A 15,601-nucleotide genomic window follows, 5' to 3' on the forward strand; every position below is an offset into this window, starting at 1 on the left:
GGTTAAATTTATTTTCTTAAAATTTCTTTTGCCTTTGCCATATCTTCAGGTGTGTTCACATTCATCAAAGCATCCGGGTTATCCGGTTTCAGGATTAATGTATCACTGTTGATGAGAACTTTTCTGGGACAGGTAATTCCTAATCCTAAAAAGTTCAGGAGCAGAGAATAGCTTTTAGGCTCCCAAATCGTAATCAGTGGTTCTGGAAGTCCATCAAATGGGCTTTCATAAGTGGTTGCTGCTTTTTCGGTATTTCTGTTTTCAATTAAGAATTCTAAAGATCTTTCATCTAATAATGGTAAGTCGCAAGCAACGACCAACCAGGCTTTAACTCTTTGAGAACGTAATGCGGAGAGTATCCCGCCGAAAGGTCCCATATTTAAAAAAGTATCGGTAAGGGCATTGTAAGCTGTGTCAAAATTTTCCAGCTGGTCTTGCCTGCAGGAAATAAAAACTTCATCACAAAACGGATTTAAAAGATCAGCTGCATAATACTTTTGTTCTTTTCCATGCCAATTGATTTTGTCTTTAGGATTTCCCATTCGCTGGCTTTTTCCTCCGGCAAGTACCAGTCCGTTTAATTTGGGGAAATCAGTCTCTTTTGAAATCATTTTTACCTCCTGTTTTTTCTATTAGTTTTATTTCTTTAATCACAATATCATGGCTCAATGCTTTACACATATCATAAATGGTAAGTGCGGCAACAGATGCTCCTGTCAGTGCTTCCATTTCGATGCCTGTTTTCGCTTCAATCTCGGCAGTACAATAGATTTCAACCCCGTTCTGGGAATTGATTTCAATATCTATCTCGCAGTTATCCATACCGATAGGATGGCAAAGGGGAATAAGTTCACCGGTTTTTTTTGCTGCCATTATTCCTGCAATAATTGCGGTTTGGAAAACAGAGCCTTTTTTAGTCTTGAAGTCATCTTTTTGAAGTGCTTTCAGAATATTTTCAGGGAGTATCACAACAGCTTTAGCAATTGCTCTTCGGTGCGTGATCTTTTTGATCCCAACATTTACCATGCCCGGCTGCTCCTTTTTATTAAGATGTGAAAAGTTTGTCATGAGTACAATTAAAAATTATATTTCCATATTTTATACACTTCACCTTTCTTAAACTCAGTTTTTTCCAGGGGAAGTTCTATGAATGCATTAGTCTCTGCAAGGTGGGAAAAATCTCCGGAACCATTGGTATTTACTGATTCAGCGATTAATTGTCCCGATGGGTTGACACTGAGTTTTACCTGAGCAAAATATTGTAACGAAAAAGGAAAATCTATATCATTCTGCAAAACGGCATATTGTGCTGTTTCTGGGATTTCCAAAGATTTTTCCAGCCAGGGAATAAAATACCGGTGCAAACACATAAATACAGAAACCGGATTCCCCGGAAATGCAAAAACCAATTTTTCGTTTTGGCTTTTTCCGAACCAGAATGGTTTTCCCGGTCTTTGTTTTATTTTGTGAAAAAGCTTTTCTACTCCCAGCTCTTCGCAGGCTTTTGGCAGATAATCGAATTTCCCCATAGAAACCCCTCCACTCATCAGCATAATATCACATTCATCAATACATCGGGAAAGCTCATTTTTTATGAATTGAAAATCATCATTCCAATGAAGGCAATCTGCATAGATCTTATATTTTTCTAGAACGGATTTTATGGTAATTCCGTTGGAACGTCTTAGCTGGAATGGGGTAGGAACGTCTTCAGCGGATATCATCTCATCTCCGGTGGAAATAATAATAACTTTGGGAAGTTTTTTTACGTTTAAAATTGTTTTTCCGACCGACGAAGCAATTCCGAGAATAGATGGAGTAACGACCTGATTGGCTTTTACTAATATTTCCCCTGTTTTTTTATCTTTTCCTTTCCAATGGATGTTTTGCTCTTTTTTAATAATGATATTGATAGTTGCAACTCCATTTTCAATTATCAGATCTTCGTAACGAATAACCGTATTTACTGAATTATCTAAAGCGGCTCCGGTCATGATTTCTATGCATTCGTCTTCTGAATCAATAGAAATGGGCGGTTCGCCTGCGGATTGTATTGCTTTAATTTTAAATGTACGAAAACTGTTTTCATAAGCATTAAAATTAATGGCAATTCCATCTACCATAGATCTGTCAAAAGGAGGTAAATCACAATCTGCCACAATATTTTCAGCTAAAATTCTTCCTAGAGCATTTTCATAGAAAATCTCTTCTGTTCCGAAGCTTTTGATTTGAGAAAATAGGATTTCTTCTGCCTGTTGTACGCTAATCATTTCCATAATTATCCTCCTATTGTTGCCATTGACTGATGGATTTGTGATGCGGTCAAGCTCGATTTTTGAGCTTCCCATCCGTCTTTTGGTTTGTTCTGTACGCTGTTGATGATGATATTTTTCAGCTCTTCATTCGTTTTTCCCATACGGATTTCATCTTTTAGGTTTACGCCGGTTCCTTCATACAGACAGGTTTTCAAAATTCCGCTGGGTGTTAAGCGAAGGCGGTTGCACGTTCCGCAAAAGGAACGTGTATAAGCTGCGATAATTCCAATATTTCCGCTGAAACCCGGAATGTTGTAATTGTATGATGTAGAATTTTTGGGATCTTCTATCTTTTGAATTTCAGGAAAATGAGCTTTGATGTGATTTAAAATCTGAACAAAATTCCATTTTAAAGAAAGAGAGTGTGTGCCGCCATTAAAAGGCATTTCTTCAATAAAACGCACATCAATGGGACGTTCTTTAGTCAGTTTTATCAACGGAATAATATCATCAATATTTTGATCTTCCATTACCACGGTATTTATCTTTACTGCGATGTTGTGTTGCAATAAGCTGTCTAAAGTTTTCATCACTTTATCAAAGCTTTTTCTACGGGTAATTTTGAAAAACCGTTCTTCGTCTAAAGTATCCAAACTCAAATTGATGGATTTTATTCCAAACTTTTTAAGTTGTGGAATATATTGTTCGGTAAGAAGCCCGTTGGTTGTTATACTGAGGTCAGTAAGTCCGTCTAATTGTGATATATTTTGAAGGAGTTCAATACTGTTTTTTCGGACAAAAGGCTCTCCTCCTGTTATCCTGATTTTATTTACTCCCATTTCCGTAAATATTGTACAGATTCTAAGCATTTCTTCATCAGTAATTAATTCCTTTTGGTTAATCCAGGCAAGACCTTTTTCCGGCATACAATAAGTACAACGGAGATTACATCGGTCTACGATAGCAAGCCGGAGATAATTGATGTTCCTTCCAAATTGATCTGTCAACATTTTAATATAATCAGTAGTATTACAAATATACTGATTTGTTTTCTGTACTGATGATCAATTTTAAAATCTCATTTCGAATTTTTAATCATTAGTAACTAGGATTATGTTATTGAACGATTATAATTTTTATGCATTCATTGTTCAACCCAATACAATTTTAATAATAGATAAATAGGTATTGATTATATTATTCCCGGATGAGGTGAATAATTGTGAAAAATAACTAAGAACATCTTTTAAAAAAAAAGAAAATTACGTACTGCATAGGATCAAGTCAATTATTTTATAAAAAGCTGATCGGATGATCAGCCCTGGTAACATTTCTGTACAGTCCATTTTTCATTATTCTGAAGGCCAGACAAGGAGAGACTTTGTCTATTAGGTTCAGTAGTTTTGTTTTGCCGACATAGCTTTCAATCTTGTCGTTTTCAAAGTTCCGCATAAGCTCATCCACGAGCTCGCGAAGCCCCAAGACCCTTTCGATATCATGATTAATGTATCATTTAAAAAAAGTGATTTTCCTACTGGAAAAAACCGCACAGAAAAAGCCTGGTGACTTCATCACCAATTACTCAATGGCTGCTGACCTTTGTTCCGGGAAAATTCATTTTTATTATAAAGGATTTTATCCCATATATTGATTTGACTTAACCTTCCTTCTATGAAGAAAGAGATTTTGTGCAAATAGAGTAGTTAAACTGAAAAAGATATATTGTTTTCACTGCAAAATATTTAAAATAATGAAAATTTAGTTTGGAGTCTATTTAGAAAACTTATCTTTCATTTTTCTGTTGATCCATCTTTTGGATAAGGTAGTTTTTGATGGTAATGAATACATACCGCCTGAAAGTATATATAATAAGCCGTTCCAGAAATTATTTTTTCTGTAGAATTCGTGACTATAGTTTGTTACTACTTTTAAGTATTCATGTTCATATTCCTTTGCTTCCTGTAAGGTGTAATTTTTTGGAATACCTTTAATAATATCTATGGCGGTTTGATTATAGACTTTAAGTGAATGTTTTTCTATAAAGTCCAATTCAAGCCTACACCTATTGATAATTGGAATGAGTAAGGAAAAAATTTCATCATAAAAGTTACAAATATTTGTTTTCCATGATAATCTTTCTTCTTCCGGTAAAACCTGAATGGCAAGCTGAATAAGCTTTTTGTGGCTCTCTTCAAGTTCATCCATATAAGTTTTGTTTTGCTGCCAGAATATAAGTGAATTGATTCTATTTTTCTTAATAATATTCTCCAGTATATATTCAAACTGAATTCTGACATATTTTATATTATCGCTCAGATCTTCTAAAACAGACTGCCATAGATTATGTTGCCTTAAGCTGCAGTTAGTGCTAAATATCAATCTAGATCTGTTATTGAGTTGCTGTAATTCTCTTAACATTCTAATAATTTCTGTTGCATCCCTTTCCAATGTGATATTGGCATTTCTAATATAGAATAAAGCGACAAACTGTGAGTAATAAGGTCTTCTTGAAACATTTTTTTTATTTCTAAGTCCCAATATACTCTTTGTGTGCTTAGTCAGTTTTTTCATTGGGGTTTTATTAATTATTTTTTAGCTACCAGTCTCTTTTTAAAGGATTTTTGTTGTATTATAAGGGAAATAAGATATTGTCTTAAATCTCTGACCGTGATATTTTTCTCTTTTGCAGAAGAAAATTGTGGAGTTTCATCTAAAAGTTCATACAGCTCAGGAAATTCTCTTTGAATTTCAACCGTTTTCTTCAATATCCTTTTTGTTAAAATTGATATGATATCTACATTATTCATAACCACTTTTTATTATTGTTAATATCATTTTAAAGCGTTTATTTCCTTTTATAGAATGAGATTTATGGGCGGGAATAATAATACATTCACCTTCCTCCATAAAATAAGAAGCTTCGTCTATAATGATTTCCGCTTTACCTTCAATGATTTGTGCAACAGCATCAAAAGGAGAAATTTTTTCGGGTAGTCCTTCTTTGTCATCAAACGATATAGCATTGATATTGCCGGTTAGCTTTTCCAATATTGTTCTGCTGACAACAGAATTCGGAATGTATTCTACAATTTGGCTGGTAATATATACTTTTGATTTCTCAAGGTTTTTATGATTCATCACAGTTTCGTTTAAGCATAAAAAGGGTAGAATTCATTGTAAATAAAAGGGACAGAACTGTCTAATATTCCATCCCTTCTTCCAGTTAAAACTTTTGATAAATATATCTTATCAGAGGTTTAACCGTCCTTGAACAATTTATGAAAGATTAATTTCTTTTATAATATTGAGGACCTCTTCGCGATTTTTTCTTAGTCTGTTTCCGATTCTTCCCAGCATTTCCTTTTCTTTACCTTCTTCAAGCTTCAGGTCGTAATCCGTCAACATTGAAAATTTTTCTTTCAGTTGTTTTGACTGTTCAGTCCAGTTTCCCGAAATTTTAAAAGATTTGTCTCCTTTGTTTTGATTTGTGTCCATAAGGTAGATTTTAGCGTAACTTCATTGTTACAATACAAAGTTGCGTATTTTATAATCTGTTGTATTACAGATTGTTTGTTTTATGTTGCACATATCACACTTAGAAATATCGAAAATTGTTGTTTTTGAATTCCTGAGCTATGAATGTCCATAAAAAGCAGGAAATTGTTCTTGTGATTTTAATGAAATAATGAAGTTGATAATAAGGTTGGAACCTTAAATACTATTCCAATAAACGATTGATCTTTTCGTACCTTGCTGAATAACTGAATTGAATTGGCAATAAATCCTAAGTCCCGGTATATTTATTTCTTTATTGATATTTCTCTAATCTGCTTCGAAATGTTCATAGAAACTGTTTGATAAAAGAAGCCATCAATCTGTTGATTTTTTCCAAAGAACAATTCAATTTTAAAAATTATTAAATGTTTTTATGAATATATAAAAAGATATTTGGGAATGTGGACTTTTTTGATTCCCATTCTGGCGGGACTCTCTTATGTTGGAAATTCTGTTTTTTCTTCAGGGTACTACTCTGTAATTCTTGCTTTATTTTTGATGGGAAGTGTTTTGGCTGCGGTGTATCACTCCGAAGTTATTGCCCACCGTTTGGGTGAACCATTCGGAACTTTACTTCTGGCGTTTGCTATTACGGTTATAGAAGTAGGGCTTATTATTTCTATTATGATGGGAGCAAAAGGGTTAGAAACTATCACCCTTGCCAGAGATACGGTTTTTGCTGCAGTAATGATCATCCTTACAGGAATCATTGGAAGCTGCATTGTAATAGGCTCTTTAAGATATAGAGAGCAAAGCTTTACACTACAGGGGGTAAGTACTGCACTGATTACGCTTACTTCTGTTATTATTTTTGTGCTTATTCTGCCTAATTATACGGTAAGCCATCTCGGAGGTGAGTATACCTCTTTTCAGTTGCTTTTTATTGCTTTGATTTCTTTAGGGCTTTACCTTGGATTCACAATGATCCAAACGCTTAGGCATCGAAGCTTTTTCATTTCTCCCCAAAATAAAATATTCGGAAGCCAGGATGCACAGAATAGTAATGAAATGATTTCCCGAAAGCAGTTGTACACCAGTTGTGTGTTGTTGATCTTATCCTTGGGAATAGTCGTTTTATTGGCAAAGCTTCTTTCAAAGGATGTTGAACATATAGTAGTTTCTGTTGGTGCTCCAAGATCACTTGTAGGTATCATTATTGCCGGTATCGTTCTGCTTCCGGAAGGACTGGCTGCATTCAGAGCTGCAAAAAGTGATGAAATACAAACCTCATTAAACCTAGCCTTTGGTTCTGCCTTGGCTAGTATTGGATTGAGCATTCCTGCCATAGCCATTATATCTGTAATAACTGGTATAAGAATGTCATTAGGGATAGATATTAAATCGACTATACTTTTGGGACTCTCTCTTTTTATCATTACTGTTTCACTGGCGACTGGCCGAACCAATATCATGCAGGGAATTGTACTGCTTGGTATATTTATAATTTATCTTTTCATTACGATTGTACCATAAATTAACATATCTTAAATTAACGCATTAATAGGTCATAATGATAAATAGGCTTATTATTTAGGAAAACAAAGCCTTGCCATAAGATAGCTGACTGCTGATTCCGCTCCCTGATTGAGATTTACATTTTTCTCTTCTAGTCCGTCATAACACCCACCCGTTGCTGGGTTGTAAATGATTTGATGCAAATGATTCTTTCCTAAAAACCAACTAAAGGCATTCCTCATCATCTGTAAGTATTTTTCATTTTTAAAAACCTTGTAGAATGTAGATAATGCCAGTATAGTGTAAGCAACATCAATAGGCTGCTCACCGCCAATTGATTGTGGAATTTTAACCATTTCTTTCTGCATCCATCCTTTGTTTGAAATTACTTTGATCTCTCCCTTAATAAATATCTTGGAAAGCAGAAAACCTGAATGATTCATTGGCAACATGCTTATATATCTCTTCTTTGGTTGTAATCCACGCACATAATAAAGCCTCGGGAAGTAAACTGTTTCCATAGGTTAAGTAGCTTTCAAACCAATGCCAGTCTGTATGCTTTTCGTGCTGATACATTTTTACCAGCCTATTAGCCAGTTTTTTCAATAATGGAATGTTTTTTTCAGATTTCTGATAATGTAACCCTTTGATGATAAAAGCCATCGCACGGGTAGAATGAATGTTCTCTATAAACGGAAGACTTTTTTCAATGATTGTTTCTGCTTCATCAGAGAACTTTTGAGGTAAGATTGTTTTGATGGAAAGAAGATAACCTAGTGCCCAGATAGCCCTCCCATTGGAATCTTCAAGATTGGTCTCATAATTCTGCTGTGCAAATTCCTGGTATTGATTGATGTAATTAAGAAAACTTCCATCAACTTGCTGGCAAAACTTGATCACGTTCAGATAAGTTGAGATTAAGTCAAGATCAGATTCATCTCTGTTCAGCTCATAATGTCTACAAGCCACGATCATGGCACGGGCGTTATCGTCCAAAGTATACCCGGAATTGATATCAGGTTTGTTGATTTTTGAAAACTGGATCATCCCAAAATCTGTTGTCATATTTTTGATATGACCGAGATTGATGATGGGAAATGTATAATGTAATGTCATTTGATCTTTGCTGTATTGTTGAAATAATAATGCATGTGAAATAGAGGAATTCTCCCAGGCTGTGGGAGCCATTTTTTCCAAACTGTTTGAACGTAATTTTTCCTGTGCATTTTCATTTTTTAGTAATGTATTTACGGCAGCAGCAAGCTGTTTTGGAGCTTCAAAATCAATAATAATTCCCAGGTCTTCATTCAATATTTCCAGGGCGTGTGGAATAGGGGTAGAAACAATGGGACATCCACAGCTGATGGCATAGGAAAAAGTGCCGCTTACCGCCTGATTTCTATCTTTTGAAGTAAAGAGATAGATATTGGTCAGCTGAAGATAATTCAGCAATTCATCTAATGGCAGATATTGATTGATAAAGCAAGTATGTTTTTCCAAATGCAGCTTTTTAATAGTATGCTGCAAAAAATCACGATACTTTTCGCCTTCATAATTAATGATACCAGGATGAGTTGTTCCAATAATCAGAAAGATCACATCCGGATTTTGGGCGACTATTTCAGGGAGCGCTTCCAAAGTGGTTTCAATATTTTTCCCGGAACCCAGTAAACCAAATGTTGAAAGTACCTTTTTATCTTTGAATCCGTATTTTGCTTTCAGTGAAGTTTTATCGACAAATGGCAGTAAATGAGTACCATGAGGGATCACTTTAATTTTATTAGACGGAATATCATAATCATTAGACAGGATATCTGCAGAAATACCGGTCATTACAATAATAGATTTTACAAAACTGCTGATTTCTTTTACTTTTTCTTTTAATTCCCGATCCGGTTTCGGGAGAACGGTGTGAAAAGTAACGATGATGTCTTTCTCTAAATTTTGAAGAAAAAGCAGCAATCCGTTCTTGGCTTGAGTGAAAAATCCGAACTCATGCTGGAGCACAACAAGTTGAACATTATTATTTTTGTTGATTTTATCAGCCAGCGCCAGATAAGAAATAGCATCGGATATATTTAAACGATATTGAGGATTTTCTTCGTATTGATAACTTTCATCTTCAGTTTCCATCGGACAGATGATTATGTTAAATGATTCTTTGAATTTTAGCTGAAGAGATTTTATCAAATCCTGACTATACGTCGCAATACCGCACACTTTAGGAGGAAAAGTACTTATAAAAATAATTTCACGTTTATGATTAATTGTGCTTTTTTTACTTTGGACATATCGTCTTTTTATCTTTTCCTCCGTGTCTGGGTTTATGTTTTTATTCATGTTGATCTATATTTTAAAGTCTTACATTCTGTATCCAATAGTCAATTATGATGTATACTGTAGTAATTCCTTCAATAATTCTGAGATACTTAAAGAAGCAACAGCGATTCTTTCATCTGCAGCCCCGTAGTAAATATGGAGCGTATCTCCTTCTACAACGGCTCCGGTAGGGAAGCAGACATTATTTACCTCACCCTTCTGTTCCCATTGCTCTTCGGGTTTGAAAAGAGGATAAGGAAGTCTTGAAATTTCTTTTTCAGGATGATCAAGATCCAGTAAAGCGGCGCATGCGCTGTAAACATATCCTTCAATGGTATCGTGTACGCCATGGTATATCAAAAGCCATCCTTGTGCAGTTTCTATCGGGGGGCATCCTCCTCCGATATAGCTTACTTCATGCTCATATTGAGGGGATAATAGAATATGATCTTTAAAGTGAAGGAAATAATCTTTCCAGAAATCAGGATTCAAATCTTCAATATTTTCTATACCTGCAATTTGAATATCAGGTCTTATGCGATGCAGAAAATAAAGTTTACCGTTAATTCTTCTTGGAAAAAATATCACATTTTTATCCCAAAGAAAGACACCTTTATTGTTCTCATAAGTAGGTGGGAGTTTGTTGAAGCGCCTGTACTTTTCTCTTATTTCACCTTGGTATTCTGATAAAAAGCTAAACTTTTTGTATGGAATTTGGGGAACAATAATACCCCGTTTCTGCCATGATATAAGATCCTCCGATACAGCAAGTGTTCCTAATGCATTAATCCCGTCATAACTGGTATAGGTAAGATAAAACAAGTGATCAATTTTTACGATTCTTGGATCTTCAATACCATGTTTTTCGTATTCAAACTCAGGGATGAGAACCGGGCTGCTGAGCCGGGTTTCTATAGTCTTATAATCTGATAATATGCAATATCCGATACTGGAAAAATTATTCTTAGCAACAGCCCTGTAAAATAAATGTATTTTGCCATTATCCTGAATAACAGCAGGATTTAAAACACCCTCACTCTCAAAGTCTAATGACGTTTTTCTGAGTATAATTCCGCCTTTTTTCAGGGATACCATTTAGTTAGCTGTATTTTGGGCTTCATTTTCCCTGTATTTTCGTTTATTCATTTTATCTTCCCGTTTCTCTTTTGCGGATTTTGCGGGTGGAGTTTTACCTGACTTCTTTTTTCCGTCTTTTTCTTTTGACATTGTGAAATATTTTTTGTTAACTGTAAATTTCAGTCATTAAAAAAGGAAAGCTTTACAATTGTCTTTCAATTTGTTGTATAAATCATAGATATTTCCGATTTAATAGGTTAACTTTGGTTAAATGTCTGTTAATGAAATAATTGGCTGATATAAACAATAAGGGTAATGAAGTTGTATATAAAATATATGGTAAGTTTGCGCTGCAAAATGGTTGTCCATCAGGAACTGGAAAGATTGGGTATTAAAAATGCTGTTGTGGATTTGGGGACTATAGAATTATTCGATGATATCAGCCTTGAACAAAGACAAATTCTGAAAGAAAATTTATTTAAAACAGGACTTGAAGTATTAGATGACAAAAAAAGCATCTTGATTGAAAAAATAAAAAATGTAGTCATCGAAATGATTCATTATTCAGATGCACTTCCAAAAGAAAATTTCTCGGATTATATAAGTGAAAAATTAGGATATGATTATACCTACCTTGCAAATACCTTTTCTGAAGTGAAAGGAATGACGCTGCAACATTTTATCATTATTAATAAAGTAGAAAAGGCAAAAGAACTATTACTATATGACGAGCTCAATCTTACAGAAATCTCATATAAACTCAACTACAGCAGTGTGGCCCATCTCTCCAATCAATTTAAAAAAATTACAGGGCTTTCCCCTTCATTTTATAAGCAGTTGAAACAAAAGCGTCTTGGGAATCTGGAAGACCTATAAAAGGTGTGATATATGTAAGATTATTTCGGATATATATAGCCTATTATATATCGAAACCTCTCATATTTGTATTATAATAATCAGGAATTTATAAAATCTATTAGTTTTATATCACTATAAAAGTACTGCAAATATACTGAAAATTATAGGGAGCACTTGAAAGTATCCATCATACAAAATGCTGTTCTCCGGCAATTTGAAAATATCTTAGTAGTAAATAAAACTGGAAAAAGCCATATACTATAATAAAATTAATAGACTTAAGGATTCTCAACTTAGATAATGAGCATATTAAAATCCCTATAAAATAGTAGATCTGTTTTTTATAAGGTTTTAATTAAATTAGGATAGGAATCTATGGTTTCTATCCTTTTTATCCTTATTTGATGCTGTATTTTGATTTATAATAAATTTCATTAAATGAATCCACAAAAAGCAGTCTGGTTAAATATTAATGACTAAACATTTTTTTGCAATACCCCCCCCAAAAAAAAAAAAAAAAAAGTTATGAAAACAATACACCTTTTTCAGTTTAAGAATTCCATTTCACTGAAAATTCCTTCTTTTAAGGAAGAATATAGATTAGATAACTTAAATGATTTAATGACCTATGATCTGATGAATACCGAAAAAGTGAGTGAATTCATTATTGAAGTTCATGATGATTTTATTTTTGAAGATATGACCAAAGAAGATCTTTTGTCAATGTGCAAAAATGCAAAGGAAATGATTGAACATTATTTTGCAACAACAATGAATGATTATGATGTTATCTGAACATTAACTTTAATAGAATAAAAAGAATTTTATATGTTTTAGATCAATACGAAATAATAGATGCCATGAAATTTTAGCAAATTTGACTTGATTATATCAGCATTTGACTCATTACAATGAATAAAACAGTTTCTGTAGCAGAAGTTTTTAATTTAATTCAATACATATTTTTCCAAAATGTTTTGAACTTTTGAGGTATGCAAATGCTTCTTTTGCATCTTCGAATTGAAATATTTTATCAATAGCAGGTTTAATTTTATGTGTTGATAATGCAGATAACATTCTTTGATACATTTCTTTTGAGCCTGTTTCTATTCCTTGAATTTTAACTGCTTTTAGCATAATGTTGCTTGTATTTATCATTCCGTCTGATCCGCCCCAAAATCCCAACCATTTTGACTATTCCCTCGCTTTTTACACATTTTATTGAATCATTCAAATGGCTTCCTCCAACAACATCAATAATTTGATCAACACCTTCTCCTGAAGTGTATTCCAAAATATCATTTATCCAATCTTTGTTGGACTTATAATTTAGTGTAAAATGCGCTCCCATTTGTTTTAATTTTTCAAGTTTTTTATCACTACTCGAAGTCATTATTATTTTGAGCCCAGAATATTTTGCAAATTTCAAAGCAAATAGAGAAACCCCACCTGTTCCAACAATCAGTATTGTATCCCCCAACTTTGCATTTGAATTCTCTACCACTGCATTCCAAGCAGTTAAACCTGCAACCGGTAATGTAGAGGCTTCGGCAAAAGATAAGTAATCAGGGAATTTAACAACATCATTTTCATGCATAACAATATACTCCGCCAAAACACCATCTCTTTGTGAGCTTCCTAAAGCACCTTTTAATTTTTCAGAAGTCAATTTACCATTTTGCCAATTTGGAACTATTAAGGTTGTTACTTTGTCACCTTTTTGTAAACTTCTAACCTCCGATCCAATCTCTATAATTTCACCGGCAGCATCAGAAGTAGGTATTCTGTTTTCAATATTCTTTTCCAATAGAATTAAATCCCTAAAATTTAAAGAAACTGCTCTAACTTTAATTAAGACTTCATTTACTTTAATTTCAGGTAATTGTTGTTCTACTTGAACTAAATTTGAATTCTGAATTTTATATGTCTTCATTGTGATAAAATTTCTGCTAACGTTAAACGGCTTTGTACCTAGTACAGGATAAATTAGGGTAAAGGTTCGATTTAGGCGGACATAGCCAATTTGTTTACGTAGATCTCTACCTTTAGATGCAATGCAAAGCTAATTCATTATAGTTCTAATGGAGTTTATTTAGTAAAACTTTTAAAGTATTTAACAGATTATAACATATTGCAAAGACGGCAATAGAACTAAAGGGATAATTTTTAAATATCATAATATAATAAGAGAACGATCCGACGCCTTCCTTATACCATAAGTTTTTTAATAGTTTTATTGCTGATCCATTATATACTTCTTATCCACAAACTGTTTGACGGGATAAAATGTCACCCATACCATCAATTCGTATCTGGCTGAAGCTGTCAAGGCAATGATTCCAAATTCTGAATATGAAAATTATAATTTGGTGGCGATGGTATTAGACTCTAGCTTTACTTCAAAAACGACTTTTTATAAAGCTTAAAAAAATTGCCGGCCAGAAACCAAACGAATATAAAATACCAGCAAATAAGTACCAATATATGCACTTTTAAGCTTTTGAAACCTCTTCTAATTTTTCTTATGTGAATTTTGCATTTAAATAATTCAATTACATTTTATGAAAAAGTGTTTATTACTAGCTATTATTATTTTTATCACCTCATGTAGCAATGACGATTCAAACTCTTCACCTGATAGAAAAGCGCTGGCACAGCAAAAACTTAAGACAGCTTTGTCCAACTTTCCCGGCTTAAGCCTTAGTGTAAAGACAGTTTCCGAGAATTATACTCTTGTTGCAGGAGACGCGGTAATTAATGAAAAACCGATGACCACTTCTGCACTTCACTATATGCAGAGTATTTCAAAAACCTTTACCGCAGTTGCTGTCCTAAAACTGAAAGACGAGGGCAAAATTAATCTTGATGCCAAAGTAAACACCTATCTTCCTACCATTTGTAATCATCTGCCAAACGGAAATATCATTACGGTAAGGCAACTGCTTAATATGACATCAGGCCTTCCTGATTATTTAGATAACGATCAGTTTTTGAACGATGTTGTTGCAGGGCCACTGCCTATGATGAGTGAACAGGTATTGAGCTATGTGTACGATCAACCTGCAAAATTTGCACCCGGCTCCTCATTTGGGTATTGCAATATAAATTATCACTTGCTGGCTCTTATTATTGATAGTGTTACTCCAAACGGACATCGAAAGTATATTACGGACAAAATAATTAATGCCATTGGACTTTCCAGAACCTATTATATAGCGGGCTCGGCAAGCACGACGGCTCCCGAAGGGACGACGGCTAACTATCTGGAAATAGACGGCACTTTTACCGATATGAGCGAGTTGCAGTTGGGTACAGTACTTACCCTCATTGGAGATGATGGTATTGTTGCTTCCGTTCAGGATATAGCTGGATTTTACTACAAACTGTTTCATGACAAAACAATACTCTCAGCCGCATCGTTAGCAGAAATGAAGGTTGCGGTTAGTTATCAGGGTACTCCAATATATGGCTTAGGGCTATATTTTTATAAAACCAATGGTGGCCTGCAGGCAATTGGTCACGAGGGTAGTGGTGTAGGAGCCGGAGCCTATGCTTTTTATTTTCCTTCCAAAAATACCAGCGTCATCCTGTGTACAAACGCAGGAACGCTTATCGATGCTATAAAAGAGGAACAGTTACGGGTATTGTATGAAGAAATTATAGGTATATTGCTTGAGTAAAAACTAATTTAAACCGTCGCATCGCATTCCTTACTTACGAAGATGTCAGCTAATGATGAACCATCAGTTAGCAGTAAAGGAAAGAGAAGTAAAGAAATTGCCACCTGTCTCTTCATCAACATTGATACTGTCAATAGGCGTCTACGTGATATAATGGAAAAATGAGAATTGGAAATACAATAAAGCATGTACTATGGCTGAGAAATTAAAATGGATATAATACTCTTAAATAACTAATACCAAAATTTATTGTGATTTTGAAGAAAATAAAATAAGATAAATAAAATAGCATCAATCTTATAGTGCCCCAAAAGTTTAGGCAAAATTAAATAATCTTTTGATAAAGAGTTCGATATTCTATCGGACTCTTTCCTTTTAAATTATGTCTAATCCTTTCTTTTT

General features: G+C 34.0%; 18 protein-coding genes. 4 read left to right on the forward strand and 14 right to left on the reverse strand.

The window, feature by feature from the left end; genetic code table 11:
• Positions 1–8: 8 nt before the first annotated feature.
• The 8 genes from QF044_RS05665 to QF044_RS05700 form a co-directional block, all read right to left on the reverse strand.
• Entirely contained in the window at positions 9–611 is a 603-nt protein-coding gene (locus QF044_RS05665) for an NTP transferase domain-containing protein (protein WP_307264725.1), read from the reverse strand.
• Positions 592–1,068 (reverse strand): cyclic pyranopterin monophosphate synthase MoaC, encoded by a 477-nt coding sequence (gene moaC, locus QF044_RS05670; RefSeq protein WP_307264727.1) that lies wholly within the window; start codon positions 1,066–1,068, stop codon positions 592–594. The genes QF044_RS05665 and moaC overlap by 20 nt, the downstream gene beginning before the upstream one ends.
• An 8-nt stretch (positions 1,069–1,076) precedes the next feature.
• Complete coding sequence (locus QF044_RS05675) at positions 1,077–2,276, reverse strand: molybdopterin molybdotransferase MoeA (protein ID WP_307264728.1); 1,200 nt, start codon at positions 2,274–2,276, stop codon at positions 1,077–1,079.
• A 2-nt stretch (positions 2,277–2,278) separates the two neighbouring features.
• Positions 2,279–3,265 (reverse strand): GTP 3',8-cyclase MoaA, encoded by a 987-nt coding sequence (gene moaA / locus QF044_RS05680; RefSeq protein WP_307264730.1) that lies wholly within the window; start codon positions 3,263–3,265, stop codon positions 2,279–2,281.
• A gap of 760 nt (positions 3,266–4,025) precedes the next feature.
• Positions 4,026–4,826, reverse strand: a complete 801-nt coding sequence (locus tag QF044_RS05685; protein ID WP_307264732.1) for a hypothetical protein — start codon at positions 4,824–4,826, stop codon at positions 4,026–4,028.
• A 14-nt stretch (positions 4,827–4,840) separates the two neighbouring features.
• Positions 4,841–5,062 carry a hypothetical protein gene (locus QF044_RS05690; RefSeq protein WP_307264734.1) on the reverse strand — a complete coding sequence of 74 codons (222 nt, stop codon included), beginning with the start codon at positions 5,060–5,062 and terminating at the stop codon, positions 4,841–4,843.
• Positions 5,055–5,393, reverse strand: a complete 339-nt coding sequence (locus QF044_RS05695) for a cupin domain-containing protein (protein ID WP_307264736.1) — start codon at positions 5,391–5,393, stop codon at positions 5,055–5,057. The genes QF044_RS05690 and QF044_RS05695 overlap by 8 nt, the downstream gene beginning before the upstream one ends.
• Positions 5,394–5,531: 138 nt before the next feature.
• On the reverse strand, positions 5,532–5,750 hold the full coding sequence (locus QF044_RS05700) for a hypothetical protein (protein ID WP_307264738.1): 219 nt from the start codon (positions 5,748–5,750) through the stop codon (positions 5,532–5,534).
• Positions 5,751–6,209: 459 nt separating this feature from the next.
• On the opposite strand from QF044_RS05700, the gene QF044_RS05705 reads away from it, so the two are divergent.
• Positions 6,210–7,283 (forward strand): calcium:proton antiporter, encoded by a 1,074-nt coding sequence (locus QF044_RS05705; RefSeq protein ID WP_307264741.1) that lies wholly within the window; start codon positions 6,210–6,212, stop codon positions 7,281–7,283.
• A gap of 53 nt (positions 7,284–7,336) precedes the next feature.
• Here the strand turns inward: QF044_RS05705 and QF044_RS05710 are convergent, their stop codons facing one another.
• From QF044_RS05710 to QF044_RS05725, 4 genes are all read right to left on the reverse strand, one after another.
• Positions 7,337–7,708, reverse strand: a complete 372-nt coding sequence (locus tag QF044_RS05710) for a hypothetical protein (protein ID WP_307264743.1) — start codon at positions 7,706–7,708, stop codon at positions 7,337–7,339.
• A complete protein-coding gene (locus QF044_RS05715; protein ID WP_307264746.1) occupies positions 7,668–9,398 on the reverse strand; it encodes a glycosyltransferase in 1,731 nt (576 codons plus the stop codon). The genes QF044_RS05710 and QF044_RS05715 overlap by 41 nt, the downstream gene beginning before the upstream one ends.
• 252 nt (positions 9,399–9,650) lie before the next feature.
• The gene (locus QF044_RS05720; protein WP_307264749.1) at positions 9,651–10,679 is read right to left on the reverse strand and encodes a pesticidal protein Cry7Aa; all 1,029 of its coding nucleotides are present in this window, start codon (positions 10,677–10,679) and stop codon (positions 9,651–9,653) included.
• Complete coding sequence (locus tag QF044_RS05725) at positions 10,680–10,811, reverse strand: hypothetical protein (RefSeq protein ID WP_307264751.1); 132 nt, start codon at positions 10,809–10,811, stop codon at positions 10,680–10,682.
• 165 nt (positions 10,812–10,976) lie between these two features.
• On the opposite strand from QF044_RS05725, the gene QF044_RS05730 reads away from it, so the two are divergent.
• Both QF044_RS05730 and QF044_RS05735 read left to right on the forward strand, forming a co-directional pair.
• A complete protein-coding gene (locus QF044_RS05730; protein WP_307264752.1) occupies positions 10,977–11,537 on the forward strand; it encodes an AraC family transcriptional regulator in 561 nt (186 codons plus the stop codon).
• 507 nt (positions 11,538–12,044) lie between these two features.
• Complete coding sequence (locus QF044_RS05735; protein WP_307264754.1) at positions 12,045–12,314, forward strand: heme oxygenase; 270 nt, start codon at positions 12,045–12,047, stop codon at positions 12,312–12,314.
• Positions 12,315–12,461: 147 nt separating this feature from the next.
• Here QF044_RS05735 and QF044_RS05740 read toward each other — a convergent pair whose 3' ends face one another.
• Together QF044_RS05740 and QF044_RS05745 are read right to left on the reverse strand one after the other, a co-directional pair.
• Entirely contained in the window at positions 12,462–12,656 is a 195-nt protein-coding gene (locus QF044_RS05740; protein ID WP_307264755.1) for a zinc-binding dehydrogenase, read from the reverse strand.
• A complete protein-coding gene (locus tag QF044_RS05745; protein WP_307264758.1) occupies positions 12,640–13,452 on the reverse strand; it encodes an NAD(P)-dependent alcohol dehydrogenase in 813 nt (270 codons plus the stop codon). The genes QF044_RS05740 and QF044_RS05745 overlap by 17 nt, the downstream gene beginning before the upstream one ends.
• A gap of 628 nt (positions 13,453–14,080) precedes the next feature.
• Between QF044_RS05745 and QF044_RS05750 the strand changes: the two genes are divergently transcribed.
• On the forward strand, positions 14,081–15,199 hold the full coding sequence (locus tag QF044_RS05750) for a serine hydrolase (protein ID WP_307264760.1): 1,119 nt from the start codon (positions 14,081–14,083) through the stop codon (positions 15,197–15,199).
• Positions 15,200–15,601: the final 402 nt, after the last annotated feature.

Source organism: Chryseobacterium sp. W4I1, from assembly GCF_030816115.1.
In the GTDB taxonomy this organism is placed as follows: domain Bacteria; phylum Bacteroidota; class Bacteroidia; order Flavobacteriales; family Weeksellaceae; genus Chryseobacterium.

Coding starts and splice junctions, on each gene's coding strand:
- QF044_RS05750 (WP_307264760.1), top strand. CDS start 14,081: ATGAAAAAGTGTTTATTACTAGCTATTATTATTTTTATCACCTCATGT.
- QF044_RS05710 (WP_307264743.1), bottom strand. CDS start 7,708: ATGAATCATTCAGGTTTTCTGCTTTCCAAGATATTTATTAAGGGAGAG.
- QF044_RS05740 (WP_307264755.1), bottom strand. CDS start 12,656: ATGCTAAAAGCAGTTAAAATTCAAGGAATAGAAACAGGCTCAAAAGAA.
- moaA (WP_307264730.1), bottom strand. CDS start 3,265: ATGTTGACAGATCAATTTGGAAGGAACATCAATTATCTCCGGCTTGCT.
- QF044_RS05665 (WP_307264725.1), bottom strand. CDS start 611: ATGATTTCAAAAGAGACTGATTTCCCCAAATTAAACGGACTGGTACTT.
- QF044_RS05690 (WP_307264734.1), bottom strand. CDS start 5,062: ATGAATAATGTAGATATCATATCAATTTTAACAAAAAGGATATTGAAG.
- QF044_RS05725 (WP_307264751.1), bottom strand. CDS start 10,811: ATGTCAAAAGAAAAAGACGGAAAAAAGAAGTCAGGTAAAACTCCACCC.
- QF044_RS05735 (WP_307264754.1), top strand. CDS start 12,045: ATGAAAACAATACACCTTTTTCAGTTTAAGAATTCCATTTCACTGAAA.
- QF044_RS05700 (WP_307264738.1), bottom strand. CDS start 5,750: ATGGACACAAATCAAAACAAAGGAGACAAATCTTTTAAAATTTCGGGA.
- QF044_RS05720 (WP_307264749.1), bottom strand. CDS start 10,679: ATGGTATCCCTGAAAAAAGGCGGAATTATACTCAGAAAAACGTCATTA.
- QF044_RS05705 (WP_307264741.1), top strand. CDS start 6,210: ATGTGGACTTTTTTGATTCCCATTCTGGCGGGACTCTCTTATGTTGGA.
- QF044_RS05675 (WP_307264728.1), bottom strand. CDS start 2,276: ATGGAAATGATTAGCGTACAACAGGCAGAAGAAATCCTATTTTCTCAA.
- QF044_RS05695 (WP_307264736.1), bottom strand. CDS start 5,393: ATGAATCATAAAAACCTTGAGAAATCAAAAGTATATATTACCAGCCAA.
- QF044_RS05715 (WP_307264746.1), bottom strand. CDS start 9,398: ATGGAAACTGAAGATGAAAGTTATCAATACGAAGAAAATCCTCAATAT.
- QF044_RS05685 (WP_307264732.1), bottom strand. CDS start 4,826: ATGAAAAAACTGACTAAGCACACAAAGAGTATATTGGGACTTAGAAAT.
- QF044_RS05730 (WP_307264752.1), top strand. CDS start 10,977: ATGAAGTTGTATATAAAATATATGGTAAGTTTGCGCTGCAAAATGGTT.
- moaC (WP_307264727.1), bottom strand. CDS start 1,068: ATGACAAACTTTTCACATCTTAATAAAAAGGAGCAGCCGGGCATGGTA.
- QF044_RS05745 (WP_307264758.1), bottom strand. CDS start 13,452: ATGAAGACATATAAAATTCAGAATTCAAATTTAGTTCAAGTAGAACAA.